A 20,223-nucleotide genomic window follows, 5' to 3' on the forward strand; every position below is an offset into this window, starting at 1 on the left:
ACATCCTGAAATCTTCGGAAAACCGAAATAAAGCTATACATTACACATAGTTATTTTTACCGCTTCGTATAATGTATATTATGTTAAATAGAATATTTGAAAACCTACCATATATAAGGCTTTGCTTACTCTGTGTTGTTGCTCTAGCTACATTTGACCTTTACTATAATCCACCACAAATTGATTAGGTATAAGTTCACTCCTAGAAATGCAGCAAAATTTAATTCATAACAAATTTAAGAAATTTTCTATTACTTGTTTGGGTCAACCTTAACCCTATTAATTTAATCTTATCTGTTAGCAAAATCTGACACCATGAACTTTATACAATGTGTTTATTTATAAAACTTGTTCTTCAGTGCCCTTATTGCTTATTGATATATAGAAAGGCTTATAAGTTAAATATTTAAACTATTTTCTTAAGAAACATATACATCCTTCTCATCAATTTTACCTTATCTTTACGCTAAATCTTTGATTTCAAGTGATCACACATGACTAAAAGAACAATAAATATTTATGGTGCCAGACAAAATAACCTTAAAAATATTTCATTGAAGATTCCTAAACATAAAATCGTTGTCTTTACTGGAGTCTCTGGTTCAGGTAAATCTTCTTTAGTTTTCGAGACTATTGGCGCAGAAGCTCAAAGACAAATTAATGAAACTCAAGATAGTTTTGTACGTAATCGCTTGCAACATTTTGGTGTTACTGACGTTGATAAAATTGAAAATTTAAATGTACCTGTGATTATTAATCAAAAACCTTTAACGGGCAATATTCGCTCAACTGTTGCAACAATTACAGATATTTATGCCAATCTTCGCTTGTTATTTTCACGTATGGGTGAGCCGTTTGTTGGATACTCCAATGTCTTTTCTTTTAATCACCCAAATGGCATGTGTCCACAATGCGAAGGTATTGGAATCGAGCAAACAATTGATATTTACAAAATATTAGATTTAGATAAATCCTTAAATGAAGAAGGTGCTATAGACTTCCCTACTTATCAACCTACAGCATGGCGTTGGACGCGATATGCAGATTCAGGTTACTTTGATTTAGATAAAAAATTAAAAGATTATAGTGAAAAAGAATGGGACTTATTTTTGTATGCTCCTCAGCACAAGCCTTTAAACCCGACAAGTAAATGGAGAAAAACCGCACTTTATGAAGGACTAATTCCCAGATTTGAGCGTAACTTTTTAAAAGGTGAAGCACAGGAAAGAAATCGTTATGGAAATAAACTTGAGCGAATTATTACAATCAAAGAATGCTCCTTATGTAAGGGACAACGGCTAAATCAAAATTCCTTATCTTGTAAAATTAATGGTAAAAATATTGCGGAATGTACGGCCCTATCCGTATCAAGTCTTTTAGAGTTTCTCGAATCGATAAAAAGTGAAAAATTTGAAACCGTTTTGCACGAAATAAAAAATAAACTCAATAACTTAAATCTCGTTGGACTCAGCTATTTAAACCTTAACCGCGTCAGCAATACATTGTCGGGAGGAGAATCACAACGAATTAAAATGGTTAAACATTTGGGTAATAGTCTGGTTGACCTACTCTATATTTTTGATGAACCAAGTATTGGCCTGCACCCCAAAGATTTAGATAATATTATTAAAATTATTCAAAAAATTAGAGATAAGGGAAATAGTGTTTTATTGGTTGAACATGATCCGGATCTTATTAGAACAGCTGATCATGTCGTTGATATGGGGCCTCTTTCTGGTATTAACGGCGGTGAAATTATTTACCAAGGAACTTTTGAAGAATTAAAAAATTCATCAGGTTTAACAGGTGCGTTTTTTAGAAGGCCAAATACCTATAAGAAAGAACCACGTATGGGCAATGAATGGATTTCAATTAAAAATGCTCATTTATTCAATTTAAAAAATATTGATGTCGACATTCCTAAGAACTGTCTAACCGTTATTACAGGAGTCGCTGGTTCAGGAAAAAGCACATTAATAAGTAAAGTATTACCACAACAATATCCTGAAACAAAAGTTGTTGATCAATCTGCAATTACTGCAAGTATTCGCTCAAATTTATTGACCTATCTTGATCTTCTTGATCCGATTCGTCAGCTATTTGCAAAAACAAATAAAGTAAGTGCCAAGCTCTTTAGTTTTAATAGTGAAGGTGCTTGCCCTCAATGTAAAGGATCTGGTATCGAAAGGGTTGAACTTGCATTTTTAGATGATATTGAAATGACATGTGATGTTTGTCATGGTTCTGGATATGCACCTGAAGTTTTAAAATATCTTTATAAAGATAAAAATATTGCTGAAATTTTAAAAATGACGGTTGCAGAAGCAAACAACTTTTTTGAAGATCGAATTTTACAGCAACAATTTAATTCTTTGATGAGTTTGGGGCTAGACTACATTGCAATCGGCCAACGCTTAAATACATTTTCGGGTGGTGAGCGTCAAAGGTTAAAACTCACAAAACAAATTAATGAAACAGATAATATTTTTGTATTGGATGAACCGAGTACAGGTCTACACCCTTCTGATACTGAAAAACTAATTAGTTTATTAAATAACTTAGTAGAGAAAGGCAACACAGTCATTGTGATTGAACACAACTTAGACATCATAAGTCAAGCCGACTGGATTGTTGATATTGGTCCTTTGGCGGGTGACAAAGGTGGTGAATTGGTATTCTCAGGAACTGTTAGCGGTTTGCTTTCAGCAGAAAAATCTTTAACAGGTTATTATTTGAAAAAATATTTAGAGCTGTAAAAAATATAGGCTAGTCTGACTTTTTATATAAATTTAAAACCCCAAAGACTATAATTAGTTAGTAATATTCTCTCATTCAGATCAGTAAAAATGCATCAGAGGAAATTGGTATTTCCCCTGATGCACTGAACTTAAGATGAGATTTTTTTCTTAGAGGAAAATAGCTTTTCTACTGCACCCAGAATGAAGATAAAAAACACGGGAACAAAGAAAATAGCCAGAAGGGTTGCTGAAATCATGCCACCAAAAACTCCTGTACCTAAAGCATGTTGAGTTTCAGAGCTTGCACCAGAAGCAATTACCAATGGAATTACACCACAGGTAAATGCAAGTGATGTCATCAGAATTGGCCGTAAGCGAAGTTTGGCTGCGGCAACAGTGGCTTCAATCAAACTCATGCCTTCTTCTTTCAGCATTTTCGCAAATTCAACAATCAAAATTGCATTCTTTGCCGATAGACCAATAATGGTAATTAGCCCGATTTTGAAGAACACATCATTCATTAACCCTCTAGACATAATGGCAATGATTGCTCCAAAAATACCGAGTGGCACAACCAGCATCACAGAAAGTGGAATTGCCCAGCTTTCATAGAGTGCAGCCAAGACAAGGAAAACCACTAACATGGATAAACCAAGTAAAAAGGCCATTTGTGATTCAGACTGCTTTTCCTGTAAGGAAATACCTGTCCACTCGTAGCCAATACCTTTCGGTAATTTCGCAATCAGTTGTTCCATTTCACGCATTGCTTCACCCGATGACGTATCGAAGTTAGGAATACCAGCAATACTCAAAGATGGTCGTCCGTTATAACGATTATATTGTTGTGGTGCCTTATTCCATTGTGGTGTTACAACTTCTGATAACGAGACTAATTGACCGCTTGAACCCATGACTTTCAGATTCAAGATATCTTTCAATTGCATACGTGATTTAGTCTCAACTTGTACAATGACTTGTTGCATACGTCCTTGATTAGGGAAGTCATTGATATACATTGAACCCATTGATGTAGAAATGATGTCTGAAACATCAGAAAACTTAACACCCAGTGCACTAAGCTTTTCACGGTCAATTTTTAAAGAAATATTGTCACCTTGTGGCAACCCTTCATTCCAAACCATATAGAACTTTTTATTCTTGGCTGCCATTGCCATAAGTTCATCTTGAGCAGCCAGTAAAGCAGGCATACCTAAGTTAGCGCGGTCTTGTAAACGTAAACTGAAACCTGAAAAAGTACCTAACTCATCAATAGCGGGTGGTAATACGGCCATAGTCTCGCCTTCCGTACTATTCGCCATGGAAGTATTAACGTCGCTTGTCATCTTGGATGCAGAGCTAGTCCGCTCTTTGAAGTCTTTAAGTGTCGTAAAAGCCACAGCTACGTTTTGGCCTGCGCCACTAAAACCCCATCCCAAAATGGTGGTATTACTTTTTACATCGGGATTATCTTTCAAATTATTTTCAAATTGATTGACTACATTCCGGGTACGCTCAGCGGTTGCATCTGAAGGTAGCTGGAACGAAGTCATGAACCAACCTTGATCTTCCTCTGGCATAAATGCTGTTGGCCAATATTTCATTCCGGCAAAGGTAATACCGGTAATTACTAAAAAGATCACCATCATTGGAACTGTATGTTTGATGATTTTAAGCAGCATCAATTCATACTTTTTAGTGACTTTATCGAAACTACGGTCAAACCATGCAAAGAAGCCCTTCTTCTGATGATGCCCATCGATTGGCTTTAAAATTGTGGCACAAAGTGCCGGTGTTAAAATGAGTGCCAATAGCGCTGAAAATAAAATAGATACCGACATGGTCAAGGTAAACTGTTTATAGATTACCCCTACAGAACCACTCGCAAATGCCATAGGTAAAAATACTGCAGCCAAGACCAGCGTAATACCAATAATCGGGCTGGTAATTTCTTTCATTGCTTTAGAGGTTGCATCTTTAGGCGATAATCCTTCTGTCGCCATAATCCTTTCGACGTTTTCAACCACGACAATGGCATCGTCGACAATAATCCCGATGGCAAGTACCATACCGAACATGGTGAGTACGTTAATTGAAAAGCCGGCAAGCAACATCACGGTAAAAGTACCGAGTAAGGCAATAGGCGCCACAATCGCTGGAATAAGCGTATAGCGGACATTATGTAAAAATAGATACATCACAATGAAAACCAGAACCATGGCTTCAAGTAATGTATGAATTACCTTTTCAATTGAAATTTTGACAAACGGCGCGGTGTCGTAAGGAATACTAAATTCCATGCCTTCCGGTAAATTTAGCTTCAATTCTTCAATTTTTGCTCGAACACCTTCGGCAGTTTTCACGGCGTTAGCTCCCGGGCTTAATTGAATTGCAGCCGCGGTAGCAGGCTTACCATTTTCCAAAATGGCAAAGTTATATGCTTGTGAACCTATTTCTACATTGGCAACATCAGATAATTTAATTACGCTACCGTTAGTTTTACTTTTTAAGCTGATATTTTTAAATTGCTCGAGACTAGACAATTGCCCTTGAGCCGACAACGGAATAGTAATGAGCTGGCCTTTTTCAGCTGGTAAATCACCAAGTCGGCCGGGTGCAATTTCGACATTATTTTCACGAATGGCATTATTCACATCACTAATCGATAAACCGTAAGAAACAAGCTTATTCGGGTCGACCCAAATACGCATAGCTTTCTCGGCACCGAAAGATTGAACCTTCCCTACACCTTCGACACGTTTTAGCTCTTCTACAACATTTCGAACCAAATAATCACTCAAATCAACTTCGGAATATTGATTATTTGGAGAGTTAATCCCGACCAGCATTAAAAATCCGGACGATGAAGCCTCAACCTGTAAGCCTTGCTGACGTACAACTTGCGGTAAGCGAGCTTCTACAGCCTTGATTTTATTTTGAACGTCGACCTGAGCCATTTCCACATCTGTGCCCGGTTTAAACGTAGCGGTAATCTCTGCTGTACCGGAAGTATCTGTTGTCGCACTATAGTAGAGTAGATTTTTTACACCTGATAATTCGCGCTCAATTAAGGTTACAACGCTATCGTTAATGGTTTTAGCTGTAGCACCAGGATAAGTCGCACTAATATTCACCTGTGGCGGGGCCACACTTGGAAAACGTGCAATGGGCAGTTTAGGAATACTCAGCAATCCAAATATAATAATAAAGATCGCGATAACCCAAGCAAAAACGGGACGACGAATAAAAAATTGTGACATCATGGTTGCGCCCCCTCAGCTATAGAAGTTTTGGTTTCTACACTTGAAGCATGATTCGCGACGGCTGGTGCTTTCCATGCTGCCAATGCCAATTTTTGATTTGGCTTAATACGTTCAATACCTTCAACAACGACTTTGTCACCGACTTTCAAGCCTTTGTTAGCGATATAGAACTGCTCATATTGCTGTCCAATTTCGATAGGACGAATTTCCGCTGTCCCTTGGGCATTGATGACATATACTTGAGGCTCGCCACTGATATTACGTTGGATCGCTTGCGCCGGAACCAATAGCGCTTGAGGAATAGAAGCACGGTCAATATTGACACGCACATACATGCCCGGAAGTAATTTTCGTTCAGTGTTATTAACTTCAATACGGAATGTGACATCGCCCGTTTCCGGGTCAACATTAATATCTTCAAACAACATTTTTGCTGTGACGTTATAGGGCTGTCCGTGGCTATTGGTAATACGAACGGTTTTGTCACTATTTGCTGATAATTCACCACTTTGTAGCACAGCTTGTAGGCGTTCATACTCACTAACTGATTGCTTTACATCAACATAGACTTTATCAATCTGTTGGATAGTTGCCATCGTATTGGTATCACCCTGACCGACCAATGCACCTTCAGTGACAAAAGATTGCCCAATACGCCCAGAAATAGGCGCTCGAACTGTTGCATATTGGAGATTCAAGTTTTGTCTGGCCAGCAATGCTTTCATTTGAGCGACATCGGCTAGAGCCTGACGATACTGAGCTTGAGCATTACTTACTTCTTGCTTACTAATTGCATTACTTGGTAATAGCTGCTCATAACGTTCTAACTGAACTTTGAGTCTTGCCACCTCAGCTTCAGCTTTATTGAGAGAAGCTCTATTGCTATTTACATCGGCCTCAAAAGTCTCGGAATTAATTTTATATAAAGCTTGCCCTGCTCTAACTTCACTACCTTGTTTAAATAGAACCTTTTCAATGATACCTCCGACTTGCGGACGGATTTCCGCCGTACGGAACGCATGTACACGTGCAGGAAGATTTTCACTAAAATTTACCGATTGCGGTTGAATGCTTAATACACTGACTTTAGCCGGTGGTGGCTCAGCTTGAGCGACTTCTTTTGAATCACACCCCTGTAATATCAGCCCAATAGATAAAAATAAAGGAAGTAAAAGATGCTTTTGCATACTGTCCAAACCTAGTGAGTTTTTGATGTTCGTATTATTTTTGATGAGTGTGTAGGGATAATCACTAAAGTGTGGAGTAAGTGTGGAGAAATACCGATAATTTAGCGTATGATGAGTTGAAGCACTTTCTATAGCCAGATTTTCTATGTTTGATCATTCTTTTTCTTTTGATTGCCAAGATAAAGTTATTCTTGTGGTAGAAGATGACTACGATATTGGTGACATTATTGAAAATTATTTAAAACGTGAAGGCATGAGTGTTATTCGGGCCATGAATGGAAAGCAAGCGATTGAATTGCACGCGAGCCAACCCATCGATTTAATCTTACTTGATATTAAATTACCCGAATTAAACGGTTGGGAAGTGTTAAATAAAATACGCCAAAAAGCTCAGACTCCCGTGATCATGCTGACGGCGCTAGATCAAGATATTGATAAAGTTATGGCATTACGCATAGGTGCAGATGACTTTGTGGTGAAGCCTTTTAACCCAAATGAAGTCGTCGCTAGAGTTCAGGCAGTTTTAAGACGTACTCAGTTTGCAAACAAGGCAACTAATAAAAATAAACTCTATAAAAATATTGAAATTGATACCGACACTCATAGCGTTTATATACACTCTGAGAATAAGAAAATCTTGCTTAATCTGACGCTGACTGAATATAAAATTATTTCATTCATGATTGACCAGCCTCATAAAGTTTTTACGCGCGGAGAACTTATGAATCACTGCATGAATGATAGCGATGCACTAGAGCGAACCGTAGATAGCCATGTAAGTAAGCTGAGAAAAAAACTAGAAGAACAAGGCATATTTCAAATGTTAATTAATGTGCGTGGCGTGGGATATAGGCTAGATAATCCCCTAGCTGTAAAAGATGACGCCTAAATAATATTAAAAAATAGCTAGGGAATATTTTATGAAAAGTAAGTTAGGAATTAGTAAGCAACTTTTTATTGCCTTAACTATTGTAAATTTAAGCGTTACGCTATTTTCAGTAGTACTGGGTTATGTCATTTATAACTATGCGATTGAAAAAGGCTGGATTAGTTTAAGCTCATTTCAACAAGAAGATTGGACCAGTTTTCATTTTGTAGACTGGATTTGGTTAGCCACTGTTATCTTTTGCGGCTGTATTATTTCATTAGTGATTGGCATGCGCCTCGCAAAGCGTTTTATTGTGCCAATTAACTTCTTAGCCGAAGCAGCAAAAAAAATTAGTCACGGCGACCTCTCTGCTAGAGCTTACGATAACCGAATTCACTCCGCCGAAATGTCGGAGCTTTTATATAATTTTAATGATATGGCTCAAAAGCTAGAGGTTTCCGTTAAAAATGCGCAGGTTTGGAATGCAGCCATCGCACATGAGTTAAGAACGCCTATAACGATATTACAAGGTCGTTTACAGGGAATTATTGATGGCGTTTTTAAACCTGATGAAGTTCTATTTAAAAGTCTTTTAAATCAAGTTGAAGGTTTATCTCACTTAGTCGAAGACTTACGGACTTTAAGCTTAGTAGAGAACCAGCAACTCCGGTTAAATTATGAATTGTTTGACTTGAAGGCGGTAGTTGAAAAAGTTCTTAAAGCATTTGAAGATCGTTTGGATCAAGCTAAGCTAGTACCAGAACTTGACCTAACATCCACTCCTGTATATTGCGACCGCCGTCGTATTGAGCAAGTTTTAATTGCTTTAATTGATAATGCTATACGCTATTCACATGCAGGCAAACTTAAAATTTCCTCGGAAGTGGTATCACAAAACTGGATATTAAAAATTGAGGATGAAGGCCCCGGCATTGCAACCGAGTTCCAAGACGATTTATTTAAGCCTTTCTTTAGATTAGAAGAATCAAGGAATAAAGAATTTGGCGGCACAGGTTTAGGTCTTGCTGTTGTACATGCAATTGTTATGGCACTGAAAGGTACTATTCAATATAGCAATCAAGGCTCGAAAAGTGTTTTTACCATAAAAATTCCTATGAATAACTAAATAACCTCCTGACCCTAAGTTCTCTTTTGACCTTTTCTCTTTAAATTCTTATTTAAATGTCATATCTAATCTAAGCAAGATTTATAAAATAATTTTTATAATTTAAATAATGGATAACTAGATATGGATCGTTTTAAAGCTATTTTACTTATTACAAGTACATGTTTAACAACAACTCTTTATGCCAAACAACAAGTCGTCTGTGTATTTGACCCCATTGGTAAATCGGGAGACGCTTTCGCTTTAGCCAAAGATTATGCACTTGAAGCCAAAAATTGGGGAGCTGATCTATCTTTAAAAGCATATGTTGATGAACGTGTAGCTGCTGAAGATTTGAAAGTTGGAAAATGTGATGGTGCTATTATTAGCGGTTTACGTGGCCGTCAGTTTAATAAATATACAGGATCTTTAGATGCTGTTGGTGCATTAACAAATATGAAAACGGCAATTAATGCCTATAAGCTGTTGTCATCACCTATGGCCGCAAAAAATATGGTGGTAGGTCCTTATGAAATTGCAGGTTTGGGCACAATTGGTCCTGCCTATTTATTTGTAAATGATAGAAGTATCAATACTCTCGCGAAGGCTGCCGGTAAAAAAATTGGGGTATTTAAATACGATGAAGCCCAACCAAAGCTTGTTCAACATGTCGGTGGTCAGGCTGTATCGGTAGACGTTACCAATGCCGGTGCAAAATTTAATAACCATGAAATTGATATTGTGCCCGCTCCTATTGTTGCGTTTAAACCTTTTGAACTCTACAAAGGTTTAGGTGAGAAAGGAGCAATTGTTCGTTTTCCTTTGACTCAAATTTCAGCAAACTTCATTATTCGTAAAGACCAATTTCCAGCAGGTTTTGGGCAAAAGTCTCGAACTTGGGTAGCCAGCCAACTCAATAGAACATTTGGTATTATTGCCAAATATGAAAGTGATATTCCTTCAAAATATTGGATGGATATTCCGAAAAATGAACAATTAAACTATATGAAAATGATGCGCGAAGCACGTATACAGCTAACCAAAGCAGGTATCTACGACCCCAAAATGATGAATTTTTTGAAAAAAGTAAGATGTAAAGAAAACCCAAGTAATTTTGAATGTGCATTAAACGATGAATGAACACTCAAAACATCTGCATATCTTTTTTAAAGCATTTGTATAGACTTAAAAGGTAGGACCTATAGTATAAGTTCTACCTTAACTCATTCATTTCTTCTCTAGCTTGTTGTGGTGTTTTACCCGACCACTCTTTATAAGCCCGTGTAAATGGGCTGTGTTCGGCATAACCTAACAGTAAGGCTATTTCTACAATTTGTAGCCTTAGATCTTTTAAATACGATTTTGCTAATTCGTAACGGACAGTATTTAATTCTTTCCGAAAATTCGTACCTGCCTCGGTTAAACGGCGTTGCAAGGTTCTACGTGAATAATTTAATAGCTCTGCAAGCTGTTCAATAGTAGGTTCGCCTTGATGAAGTAAGTAAGCAATCTGTTTACGAACTTGATCTGTAATTTCATCAATATGTGGCAGGCTTGCCAGTAACTTGTCGGCATGTTTTTCAAGTATGGCAACTAAGGCGGCGTCGGAGTTTTTAAGCGGTAGACTTAAGATTTCCTTATCGAAACGCATCAGTGCCACGGGTTGCTCAAAAAGCACAGGACAACCAAAATACTCCTCATAAGGCTGAACATTTTCAGGCTGTTCATGAATAAAATGTATTTCTTTAAGTCTTTCTTTTCCTCTAATTAGACTACGGCAAAATTGAACTATAACGGTACGGCCAGTTTCGTCCGATAAAGGGCCGACTTGCTCACCTTTTGTATCCCATGAAAGCTCTACATATTCAGTATAAATACGAACAGTGGCTGGATAAACATCATAGACAAGCCGCTGATATCGCTCAAACCTTTCTAAAACTGCCCCCAGATTTTCACAAGCAAGAAATACTGACCCTAAAACACCTAGATGCTGTGCTGTAATGGTTTGACCCACATGTAAACCAATGAAAGGGTCATTTAAATAATCTTTGGCAATAATGAGAAGACTTTCCCAATGGTCGATATCTACGCCTTCTAAATGATTTGAATCTGCTTTAGGCCACGGTTCACCCAATACCTTTTCTGGGTCATGTCCTAGTTTTTCCAGATATTCAAATAATAACTGAACATAGATTTCAGAAATCCTTCTTCTATACAACGGCTTATTCAATCCATTCATTCCGTATGGTTCTAATTTGGCGCCAATTATCAATTAGTGTACTTAAAGCTTTTAAACAAAAGCAAATGACTAAACACACCTACTCAATCCAAATTTTGGCGCAAAGTGTCAAGCAATATGGCAGCTTTCATCAAGCCTAATCCCATTATTTTTTAGAAGATAGCGTTATAGCCAATATTGAGAAAAATACGATGGGTAAAAGTCTAAATAATGTGCCCCAAGCACCACTTGATGTTCAGTTTGATTCAAATTGCATGAAATGCAGTGCCTATTTATATCGTCCAGCGACCGAGGCCACTACACCAATTATTGTGATGGCGCACGGTCTGGGTGGTACTCGTAGAATGCGTTTAACCGCTTTTGCAGAGCGCTTTGTGGCAGAGGGTTATGCTTGTTTAGTGTTTGATTATCGCTATTTTGGTGATAGCGAAGGACAACCTCGACAATTACTAGACATAAAAAGTCAGCTCGAAGACTGGAAAGCTGCTATTGCCTATGCACGTAACCTAGACAAAATTGACCCAAACCGCGTCGTTATATGGGGGACTTCTTTCGGTGGAGGCCATGTATTGGCAACAGCTGCTAATGATAATCGGCTTGCTGCTGTTATATCACAATGCCCCTTTACTGATGGTTTCTCATCTAGCATGGCAATGAACCCAATAACGACACTTAAGCTCACGGGACTCGCTTTAAAAGACAAGATTGGATCAATGCTCGGCACAAAGCCAGTCATGGTGCCTCTTGCAGCTCCAACAGGACATACAGCATTAATGAATGCACCTGATGCTTATTCAGGCTATCTCGCACTCATGCCTTCAGGTTCAAATATTCCAAACTATGTCGCTGCACGTTTTGTACTCGACATCATACGCTATTACCCGGGCCGTAAGACAGCACGTATTCAAGCCCCCGTGTTGTTTTGTGTCTGTGATACCGACTCTGTTGCCCCCTCAAAAACAACATTACGTCATGCGAGCCATACACCCAATCATGAAATTAAGCACTACGCCGATGGTCATTTTGAAATTTACGTTGGAGAAGCTTTTGAGCGTGTTGTTCGTGATCAGATCGACTTTCTTAAACGCATCGTTCCAGTCAAGTAACAGTAAATTTAAAACATTTGGAGAAAGACCATGAAATATGACCTGAACAAAAAAGTTGTTTTAATTACAGGAGCCGCTGGAGGGATTGGAGCAGCAACAGCCCGTGAATTTTATGCATTAGGTGCAAACTTGGTACTCACTGATATGCAACAGGAAGCTGTAGATAAACTTGCATCTGAATTTGAGGCGTCTCGTGTTTTATCATTAGCGCTAGACGTTACTGATGCAGTAGCCACAAAAGATGTAGTCCAGAAAACAATAAAACATTTTGGACACCTTGATATAGCTTTTGCTAATGCAGGTATCTCATGGCGTGATGGCGCTTCGACAATGGCTAGCTGTGATGAAGCTGAGTTCGATAAGATTGTTGAGGTTGATTTACTGGGTGTCTGGCGCACAGTCCGTGCTGCCTTACCAGAGGTGACTTGCAACAAAGGACAAATCCTCATAACCTCTTCTGTTTATTGCTTCGTCAATGGAATGGCAAACGCTCCATATGCGGCTTCAAAGGCGGCAGTAGAAATGCTCGGACGCAGTCTTCGTACAGAGATTGCATATACTGGTGCAACCGCTAGTGTTGTCTATCCGGGTTGGACAGCAACACCAATCGCTAAGGTTGCCTTTGGGGGTAACGCAACTGTAACGAAGATGATTGAAGCAGCATTTCCAGCATGGTTGCGCAAGCCTATTTCTCCGGAATATATGGCGCAAGCAATTGTAAAAGGTGTACAGCATCGACAGCCACGGATTTTTGCTCCAGTGCGTTGGGTTCCATTCTCAATATTACGCGGACTGTTTAATGCAGGTAGTGATGCAATGGTTGTACGCCATAAGAAATTACAGGGATTACTTCAACAACTTGAAAGTGAATCTAAACCTATCCAGAAATAATCTATTGCCTTAAAGCCCATTTATAAAAATGTCTGGAAATCTGATATGTCTAAGTACAAATTAAAAGATAAAGTTGTGGTCATCACAGGTTCAACAGGTGGTCTAGGACTTGCGATTGCTCAAGCATTACAAGCCAAAGGCGCAAAACTAGTACTCCTAGATTTAGACCTTAACAAAGTTGAAAGTCAGGCAAAACAGCTAGGTGGGCAAAGCATTGCCGCAGGTTGGGTAGCAGATGTACGCTCTTTGGAAAGCTTAGAAATGGCTATGGCAAATGCAGCTCAACACTTCGGTAAAATTGACGTGGTTATTGCAAATGCTGGCATAGCTTCAACCGAAGCACTAGAACATATGGCTCCCGAAACCTTTGAGCGAACCATCGATATTAACCTTACAGGGGTATTTCGTACTTTTCGCGCAGCTATACCGTATGTAAAACAAAGTCAGGGATACTTACTGGCTGTATCTTCAATGGCAGCTTTCGTCCACTCCCCGTTAAACACTCACTATACTTCGAGTAAAGCAGGTGTTTGGGCTTTATGTGATAGCCTTCGTCTGGAATTAAAATATTCAAATATAGATGTTGGTAGCCTTCATCCAACTTTCTTTAAGACCCCAATGATGGACAGTATTCAAAATGACCCAGCAGGTAAAGCTGTATGGAAAGGTAACTCGGGTATTTGGAAATATGTATCTATTGAAGAAGTTGTCTCGAGTGTAGTTGAAAGCATAGAACGGCGTAAAGATATGACAGTTGTACCTAAAATCAATACTCCGATTGCTAAAGCACCATCACTTTTTAGAAATGTGATTGAGTTTTTAGGTTTTAATCGTAAGCAGCTTAAACAGACTATGCTCTTGGCAGAGAAAAACCATAATTCATTTTAGGTCTTTTCGGACACAGATGTTGTTGAGATATCCGTGTTTATTTAATTAACTAGCAGCAAAATTCTAATAATTGACTCAAACCATAAGTCTTATGCGCAGCTACTTTCTATTAAAATTTTCTTTTTCAGATGCAAAAAATGTTCACCAACAACTTCTAACAATTCAGCAACAGCAGTCATAGCTTCTTTTTGAAGACATAATTCTTTCTTGTTAGGTCATTCTGAAGTCGCATAACTTCATTGTATGTTAAACACAATATCTATCTATTGTGATATATCTCTACAACAATAATTGCTCACCTGTAGTTCCATTGAATGAAAGAACACATAACTCTTTTGCTAAAATATGATGAAAAGTGTTGTGCTATTAATATCTAATTTCTAATAGAGAAAGCGTTTTATGAATGTTTCGCCAATCATTGTACTTGATTTCGAGACCACAGGAGTCAGCCCTGAGGCTGGTGATCGTATTACAGAAGTCGCGGCTTTACGTATTGTAGAAGGTGAAATCACAGAGCGTTTTGTTTCATTAATAAACTGTGGTGTAAAGGTTCCATACTACATCACACAGTTGACTGGTATTACTCAAGATATGGTTAACCATGCTCCTTTAGTGGAAGAAGTCATTCCTTCTCTATTGGACTTTATTGGAACAGATCCTTTACTTGCTCACAATGCAGGATTTGACGAGAAATTCCTAAAAGCAGAAAGTATTCGACAGGAGTTAAGTCCATCACACAATGGACTCATTTGTTCTTTGAAACTTGCTCGCCGTATTTTACCTCATCAACCCAGTTATCGACTTGGGGCAATGGCAGACTTATTCAATATTAAGTTTAATGGCACAGCTCATCGCGCAGAAGCAGATGCTGAAGTTACGGCTCAATTATTCAACTATCTTTGTACGAATATTTGTCACACATATGGCTTCAATAGCATTGATCAAGATTTATTGTTAGCCATTAATAAACTTAGTATATCTAGAGTACCGAAATACCTAAAAAATATAGCTGCCCAATCCTTACTTCTTAAATAGCAATCCACAGGCGACATTCTCTGCTAATTTACAAGTGTCCTCATGACAAATTATCGCCAATTTTATTGATCTCTAAAATTTCAATATCTTTCATATTTCTTCTCAAATTTATTTGAATAAAATTTACTAATTTTTAATCTTTACCTATTAAATTTAAAAACATTGAATTTCCAATATATTATCAACGTTACTTATTGGAAAATTAGAAAAAAATATATAAATTATAATGATAAAAATATTTTAAAAATTGAGGAGTGTTTGTGTCTTTAGAACCAGGTGGCTTTACAGAAAAAATTGGAAATCGTTATGAATCCTCTTGGGTGGCATATCAACTCTTAAGATTATTGGATGAAAAAATTTCTTATGTACAAGTAGAGCCTATTGGTCCAGATGAAGATGCTGTAGATGTTATTATTGGTAATTTGGATGGATCTAAAGAACATCATCAATGCAAAATTGGAAATCTTTCTGATAATGCTTGGACACTTGCCACACTCCAATCCAAACAACTTTTAACAAAAGGTTTACAACACATCTTATCTGGCTCTAAATCTTACAAAGTTGTATCTAGAATTGGATTTAGACTACTGGAAGATATTTGTGAAAGTGCTAGAAACAGTACAAACTCTAGCTCTGAATTTTTTGAATATCAAATTAAAAATATAAGCCCAGATAGGCTAAAATTATTTAATGAATTATGTAGCCGTTTAAATTTGGATTCATCAAATTTAGATGATTTGGACAAAGCTATTCAGTTTCTAAAGAGTTTTGAAATAAAGAAATTTAATGAAGATGATATAGATAATGAACTATGTATATTATTAGCTGAAAAATTAGTTTATCAGCCTCCTAGTCATCTTGTTCATTTCCTTCAAACTTACCCTGTTAAATGTGGTAAGTTAAGAACACGTATTACATCTCATACTCTTAAAGCAGATTTAGAAGTCCACCACTTTTCCTTTAAAACCTATCCGGGTCATCCTCATATATCCGACGTAATAGCAACGCTAAATGATGAGTTTGATCGCTCAATCGAGCCTTATTTAATATCACAACAAAACATTCAACGTGCCGAGTTCAGTACTACATTAGATACTGTTAATAATAACCCAATCACAATAATTAAAGCTGATGCAGGGGTTGGCAAGAGTGCTTTCTTATTAGATTTGAAAAAACATTTTGTTCAATCTGGGACTATCGTTCTTCCTATTCGACTAGATAGACGAGTTCCTGAAAAAAATCTCGATCAATTTGGAAAAGATTTAGGATTTCCATATTCGCCCATTGCATGCTTAGAAAAATATGGACAGGGTCAAGAAATTATCATCTTGCTTGATCAATTAGACGCTCTTCGTTGGACTGCTCTTCACTCATCAAATGCATTAGATATATGCATTAAAATGGTTAAAGAGATTCTTTTACTACGTCAATATGCCCATACCAATATAAAAATTATTATGGCAACACGAAATTTTGAGCTCGAAGATGATGTGCGTCTAAGGAATTGGATCAGTGAAATCAATAGTGATGTCAAACAGATGGAACTAAAACTGTTTGAGCCAGATCAGATTAAGCCATATGTTAGCCAATTTGAAGACTATGATCAGTTGAGTAATGAGCAACAGAATATTTTAAAAATTCCTTTATGGCTAGGTATTTATATGGATCTAGCCAATGATTTAGGGTGCGCTCCTAAATTTACAACCAAATTAGATTTAATCAAATCTTTCATCGATGATAGATTTGAACAACTCACTGATAGTCATGGTATTTCCACAGCAAATAGTGAAAACTTCTTCAATGAAGTTATAAATTTAATGAATCAAGCTAACAAATTAAGTGTTTCATCAACTCAATTATCAATTGGTTCATCAGAAATTAAGAAAGCTATGATTTCTGTCGGATTACTCACTGAGCAAAATAGAGAAATTAGTTTTAGACATCAAGCAATCCATGATTATGCAATAGGAAAAAAGTTATATTCGCAAGGTCTTAGTTCACCTGAAGATTTCTTACATGAATTAGGTTCAAAAAATCAACAAACCCTTTTAAAACGAGAGCATCTCAGATATGCACTCGCGATGTTATATGAAGCAGATGAAAGAGCTTTCTGTAATTGTATTGAAGCAGTTCTTTTTCATTCTGAGATTCGTTTCCACTTAAAATCATTGGTATTTAGTACATTACGGCATATAGAGAACTTTAAAGCTCCCCTTAAAAAGCTTATAAATAAGATCATTTCAGATTCTGATCTAGCACCTCATTTTATAAGATTAAGTTGTAGCGGTTGCCCTACACTCGTTCAATATCTTTCTGAAAATCAATATCTAAGTGATTGGTTAGATGAAGATGATGAGATGCAATCTAAAGCTCTAGAGCTTTTAAGCTCAGTTTCTGATAAAGCTCCAAATTTGTTAATTAATGAATTATCTAAGTTTGTGAATCGATCACCTGAGTGGAATCAAAAGATATACAACTGTTTATGTTGGAAAATGAGTGATGATTCAGAGGAATTATTTAATCTTCGCATTGAGCTAATTCAAAATGGAGTCAGCAGTCGCTATATTTTTTGGGATGACTTAACCAAAGAATATCCATTGAGAGCTTTGCATCTATTAAAGCTCATGTGTAATGAAGAATTATATACAAGATTAAGCTCAAGAGAAGAATGGTCTGATTACGACACAGAGTCTATTGAGAAACTTGCTGAAAGCCATTCACAAGATGTGCTAAGGATTTTTTTACCTTTTTTAGATCAGTATTTTTCTGAACCTCTAATTGAGGATTTTGATGCTTTTAAATGGTCTGAAGAATATGCTGTAAGAACATCGTTTGAAACTTTTATATACAAAGCCTTGTTCACTCTCGTTATTAAAGCTTCTCAGAATATGGCCTTACAATCTACTGAACTTTTTCAATTATTAATTCCATTAAAAAATAATTCCAATCTAATATTTAATCGTATATATGCTAATGCTCTTTTAAATCTTGAGATAGATCATACTGATTTTGTAATTGAATGGCTGTTAGACAACCCAAATCATAAGTTCAAATTAGGAAATGATAACGAAGAACCTGTTTGGAAATTGGCTGGGAAACTAATTGAAAAATTTTCACCTCATTGTACACTAGAGAACTTTGAACTTATTCAAAACACTATCTACTATATTCACTCTGAGTATAATTTAGATCAGATTAAATGGCGTTTAGAAGCTACTCGCAAAAATTACTACGCTCCTTATTGGGGAAAAACTCAATTCTATTTACTGCCTAAATTGGATACCTCACGTATTTCCAATAAATCTACACAATTAATTAGTGTACTCAATCGTAAATTTGCAAAATATACAGATGATGATTTTTGCCATCGAAGTAATAGTCTAGTCAATACTATTAAATCGCCAATTAAAGATGCTGGAAAATTATCCAGTAAGGCTTGGAAAAAACTAATACTGACAGATCCAAAAGAGTTTAAAGGCTTTAAATTTGATCAGGAAAGTACTGAATGTAGTATTCAGCAGTTTTCAAGTAATTTTAGAAGTGCTGTGAATGCTGAACCTAAACGTTTTGCAGAATTCGCTTTAAAATTACCTAAACATATACATCAGGATTATATTGATGCTTTGTATTCAGGTTTAAGCGAAAATAATCTTGATCAAGTCCCAGATCATCTTAAAGAACAATGGTCACCATGCCCTATTGAGTGGATTGAGCAAGTTATCGACCATTTTCCTGCCAAAAACTACTCTAGAGCACTTCAACAATTACTTTCTGGAAGAGTTAAATTATTATCTACTAAATATCTAAAGCTATTAGAAGATATTGCTTTATCAGCGGATGACCCACTACTAGATAAATTAAATATTCACAAAGGAGGTCAACCTAATCAAATAGATGAAATTTCAAGCCATGATTTATATGGAAATACCCTTAACTGTACAAGAGGAAGCGCATATAAAGGATTGGCTAAAAAATTTTGGGATGATAAAGAATATGCTCTTTCACACAAACATATTATTGAAAATGCTTTAAACGATGAACATGCAGCCGTAAGAATGGCAACTGCTGATTTACTACTACCTATGTATAATTATGATCGTAATTATGCTTTTCAAAAGTTTGTAGAGTTGTGTAAAAAGGACTTAAGAAATACTCTAAGCAATGGCTATTACTATTATTTTAATAAAGCTTTTGATATTGAATTTAAAGAGTCATTTATAGCTCTTGTACAAATGATGGTGAGTTCTCCATATCAAGATGTTAGAAAAGAAGGTCATAAACAAGTTATTGCTCGATGGTTATTCAATGGTTTATTTGAAGAAGAGTTGAAGCAAGGACTCGAGTCCAAAAATCATGAAAGTCTTTTGGGTTATGCTTCAGTAATTAGCCAACTTCTTGGTAATGATACAAAAGGATATGATCACCAAAAAATGAAACGGATCTTTAACATCTTAGTTAATTCAGAAAATGAGGAAATTCTTAAAAATATAGGGCGTTTTTTTAATCAAAAGTTTTGGTCGAAAAGATATGCTCGAGAGTTTTTCTATATATATATTCACTCAAAAGCCTTAAATCATAATATTTATAATGTTTTACACTCAATAGAAGAAAGTTCAATGAATATGGCTCAATTTAGTGACCTTATCATTATCATGATTCAAAATATTCTTAAGTTAAACACTCAAGAATTAGTAAGCCGCATGGATGTAGATACTATCACGAGAGTCATTCAACGATTATATGATCAAGCAGAAAATGATAAAGATGATGAAACACTAGATTATTGCTTAGATATGTTGGACGAATTATTAGCTAGTAATCATTCATTTACAAGGAATATGACAGATAAGCTTGATTTCGGACTTCTAGCATAAATAGTTTAGAAAATTTGAAAATTAGAGTTGAT

At 36.6% G+C, this 20,223-nt stretch carries 12 protein-coding genes; 9 read left to right on the plus strand and 3 right to left on the minus strand.

The annotated features are described in order from the left end of the window. The first annotated feature begins 494 nt into the window (after positions 1-494). A complete protein-coding gene (locus tag G9371_RS04490; RefSeq protein ID WP_029424028.1) occupies positions 495-2,756 on the plus strand; it encodes an ATP-binding cassette domain-containing protein in 2,262 nt (753 codons plus the stop codon). Positions 2,757-2,887: 131 nt separating this feature from the next. On the opposite strand, the gene adeB is transcribed toward G9371_RS04490, so the two are convergent. Together adeB and adeA are read right to left on the minus strand one after the other, a co-directional pair. Further along, entirely contained in the window at positions 2,888-5,998 is a 3,111-nt protein-coding gene (gene adeB / locus G9371_RS04495; protein WP_029424027.1) for a multidrug efflux RND transporter permease subunit AdeB, read from the minus strand. Beyond that, positions 5,995-7,185 (minus strand): multidrug efflux RND transporter periplasmic adaptor subunit AdeA, encoded by a 1,191-nt coding sequence (gene adeA / locus G9371_RS04500; protein ID WP_029424026.1) that lies wholly within the window; start codon positions 7,183-7,185, stop codon positions 5,995-5,997. The genes adeB and adeA overlap by 4 nt, the downstream gene beginning before the upstream one ends. A 145-nt stretch (positions 7,186-7,330) precedes the next feature. Between adeA and adeR the strand changes: the two genes are divergently transcribed. The 3 genes from adeR (at position 7,331) to adeT1 (ending at position 10,298) form a co-directional block, all read left to right on the plus strand. Further along, positions 7,331-8,074: an efflux system response regulator transcription factor AdeR gene (gene adeR / locus G9371_RS04505; protein ID WP_000459546.1), complete on the plus strand. Its 744-nt coding sequence runs from the start codon at positions 7,331-7,333 to the stop codon at positions 8,072-8,074. A 31-nt stretch (positions 8,075-8,105) separates the two neighbouring features. Beyond that, on the plus strand, positions 8,106-9,179 hold the full coding sequence (adeS, locus tag G9371_RS04510) for a two-component sensor histidine kinase AdeS (RefSeq protein ID WP_029424025.1): 1,074 nt from the start codon (positions 8,106-8,108) through the stop codon (positions 9,177-9,179). 123 nt (positions 9,180-9,302) lie between these two features. Continuing rightward, positions 9,303-10,298 carry a putative multidrug efflux protein AdeT1 gene (adeT1, locus tag G9371_RS04515; protein ID WP_000373596.1) on the plus strand — a complete coding sequence of 332 codons (996 nt, stop codon included), beginning with the start codon at positions 9,303-9,305 and terminating at the stop codon, positions 10,296-10,298. A gap of 73 nt (positions 10,299-10,371) precedes the next feature. Here the strand turns inward: adeT1 and G9371_RS04520 are convergent, their stop codons facing one another. Then, entirely contained in the window at positions 10,372-11,397 is a 1,026-nt protein-coding gene (locus G9371_RS04520; RefSeq protein WP_029424024.1) for an AraC family transcriptional regulator, read from the minus strand. A 191-nt stretch (positions 11,398-11,588) separates the two neighbouring features. On the opposite strand from G9371_RS04520, the gene G9371_RS04525 reads away from it, so the two are divergent. The 5 genes from G9371_RS04525 to G9371_RS04545 all read left to right on the plus strand — a co-directional run bounded on the left by G9371_RS04525 (position 11,589) and on the right by G9371_RS04545 (position 20,191). Next, a complete protein-coding gene (locus G9371_RS04525) occupies positions 11,589-12,503 on the plus strand; it encodes an alpha/beta hydrolase (RefSeq protein WP_029424023.1) in 915 nt (304 codons plus the stop codon). Between the two features lie 30 nt (positions 12,504-12,533). Beyond that, on the plus strand, positions 12,534-13,394 hold the full coding sequence (locus tag G9371_RS04530) for an SDR family NAD(P)-dependent oxidoreductase (protein WP_029424022.1): 861 nt from the start codon (positions 12,534-12,536) through the stop codon (positions 13,392-13,394). Between the two features lie 45 nt (positions 13,395-13,439). After that, the gene (locus G9371_RS04535) at positions 13,440-14,282 is read left to right on the plus strand and encodes an SDR family NAD(P)-dependent oxidoreductase (RefSeq protein WP_029424021.1); all 843 of its coding nucleotides are present in this window, start codon (positions 13,440-13,442) and stop codon (positions 14,280-14,282) included. A 399-nt stretch (positions 14,283-14,681) separates the two neighbouring features. Then, positions 14,682-15,317 carry a PolC-type DNA polymerase III gene (locus G9371_RS04540; protein WP_029424020.1) on the plus strand — a complete coding sequence of 212 codons (636 nt, stop codon included), beginning with the start codon at positions 14,682-14,684 and terminating at the stop codon, positions 15,315-15,317. Between the two features lie 260 nt (positions 15,318-15,577). Further along, positions 15,578-20,191: a hypothetical protein gene (locus G9371_RS04545; protein ID WP_029424019.1), complete on the plus strand. Its 4,614-nt coding sequence runs from the start codon at positions 15,578-15,580 to the stop codon at positions 20,189-20,191. Positions 20,192-20,223 lie beyond the last annotated feature (32 nt).

The sequence above is a fragment of the Acinetobacter sp. EKM10A genome, from assembly GCF_011075215.1.
Classification (GTDB): domain Bacteria; phylum Pseudomonadota; class Gammaproteobacteria; order Pseudomonadales; family Moraxellaceae; genus Acinetobacter; species Acinetobacter baumannii.

Excerpts from the sequence above, each read along its gene's own strand:
- adeB (WP_029424027.1), bottom strand. The coding sequence starts at position 5,998 with ATGATGTCACAATTTTTTATTCGTCGTCCCGTTTTTGCTTGGGTTATC.
- G9371_RS04530 (WP_029424022.1), top strand. The coding sequence starts at position 12,534 with ATGAAATATGACCTGAACAAAAAAGTTGTTTTAATTACAGGAGCCGCT.
- G9371_RS04540 (WP_029424020.1), top strand. The coding sequence starts at position 14,682 with ATGAATGTTTCGCCAATCATTGTACTTGATTTCGAGACCACAGGAGTC.
- adeS (WP_029424025.1), top strand. The coding sequence starts at position 8,106 with ATGAAAAGTAAGTTAGGAATTAGTAAGCAACTTTTTATTGCCTTAACT.
- G9371_RS04490 (WP_029424028.1), top strand. The coding sequence starts at position 495 with ATGACTAAAAGAACAATAAATATTTATGGTGCCAGACAAAATAACCTT.
- adeR (WP_000459546.1), top strand. The coding sequence starts at position 7,331 with ATGTTTGATCATTCTTTTTCTTTTGATTGCCAAGATAAAGTTATTCTT.
- adeA (WP_029424026.1), bottom strand. The coding sequence starts at position 7,185 with ATGCAAAAGCATCTTTTACTTCCTTTATTTTTATCTATTGGGCTGATA.
- G9371_RS04535 (WP_029424021.1), top strand. The coding sequence starts at position 13,440 with ATGTCTAAGTACAAATTAAAAGATAAAGTTGTGGTCATCACAGGTTCA.
- G9371_RS04520 (WP_029424024.1), bottom strand. The coding sequence starts at position 11,397 with ATGAATGGATTGAATAAGCCGTTGTATAGAAGAAGGATTTCTGAAATC.
- adeT1 (WP_000373596.1), top strand. The coding sequence starts at position 9,303 with ATGGATCGTTTTAAAGCTATTTTACTTATTACAAGTACATGTTTAACA.
- G9371_RS04525 (WP_029424023.1), top strand. The coding sequence starts at position 11,589 with ATGGGTAAAAGTCTAAATAATGTGCCCCAAGCACCACTTGATGTTCAG.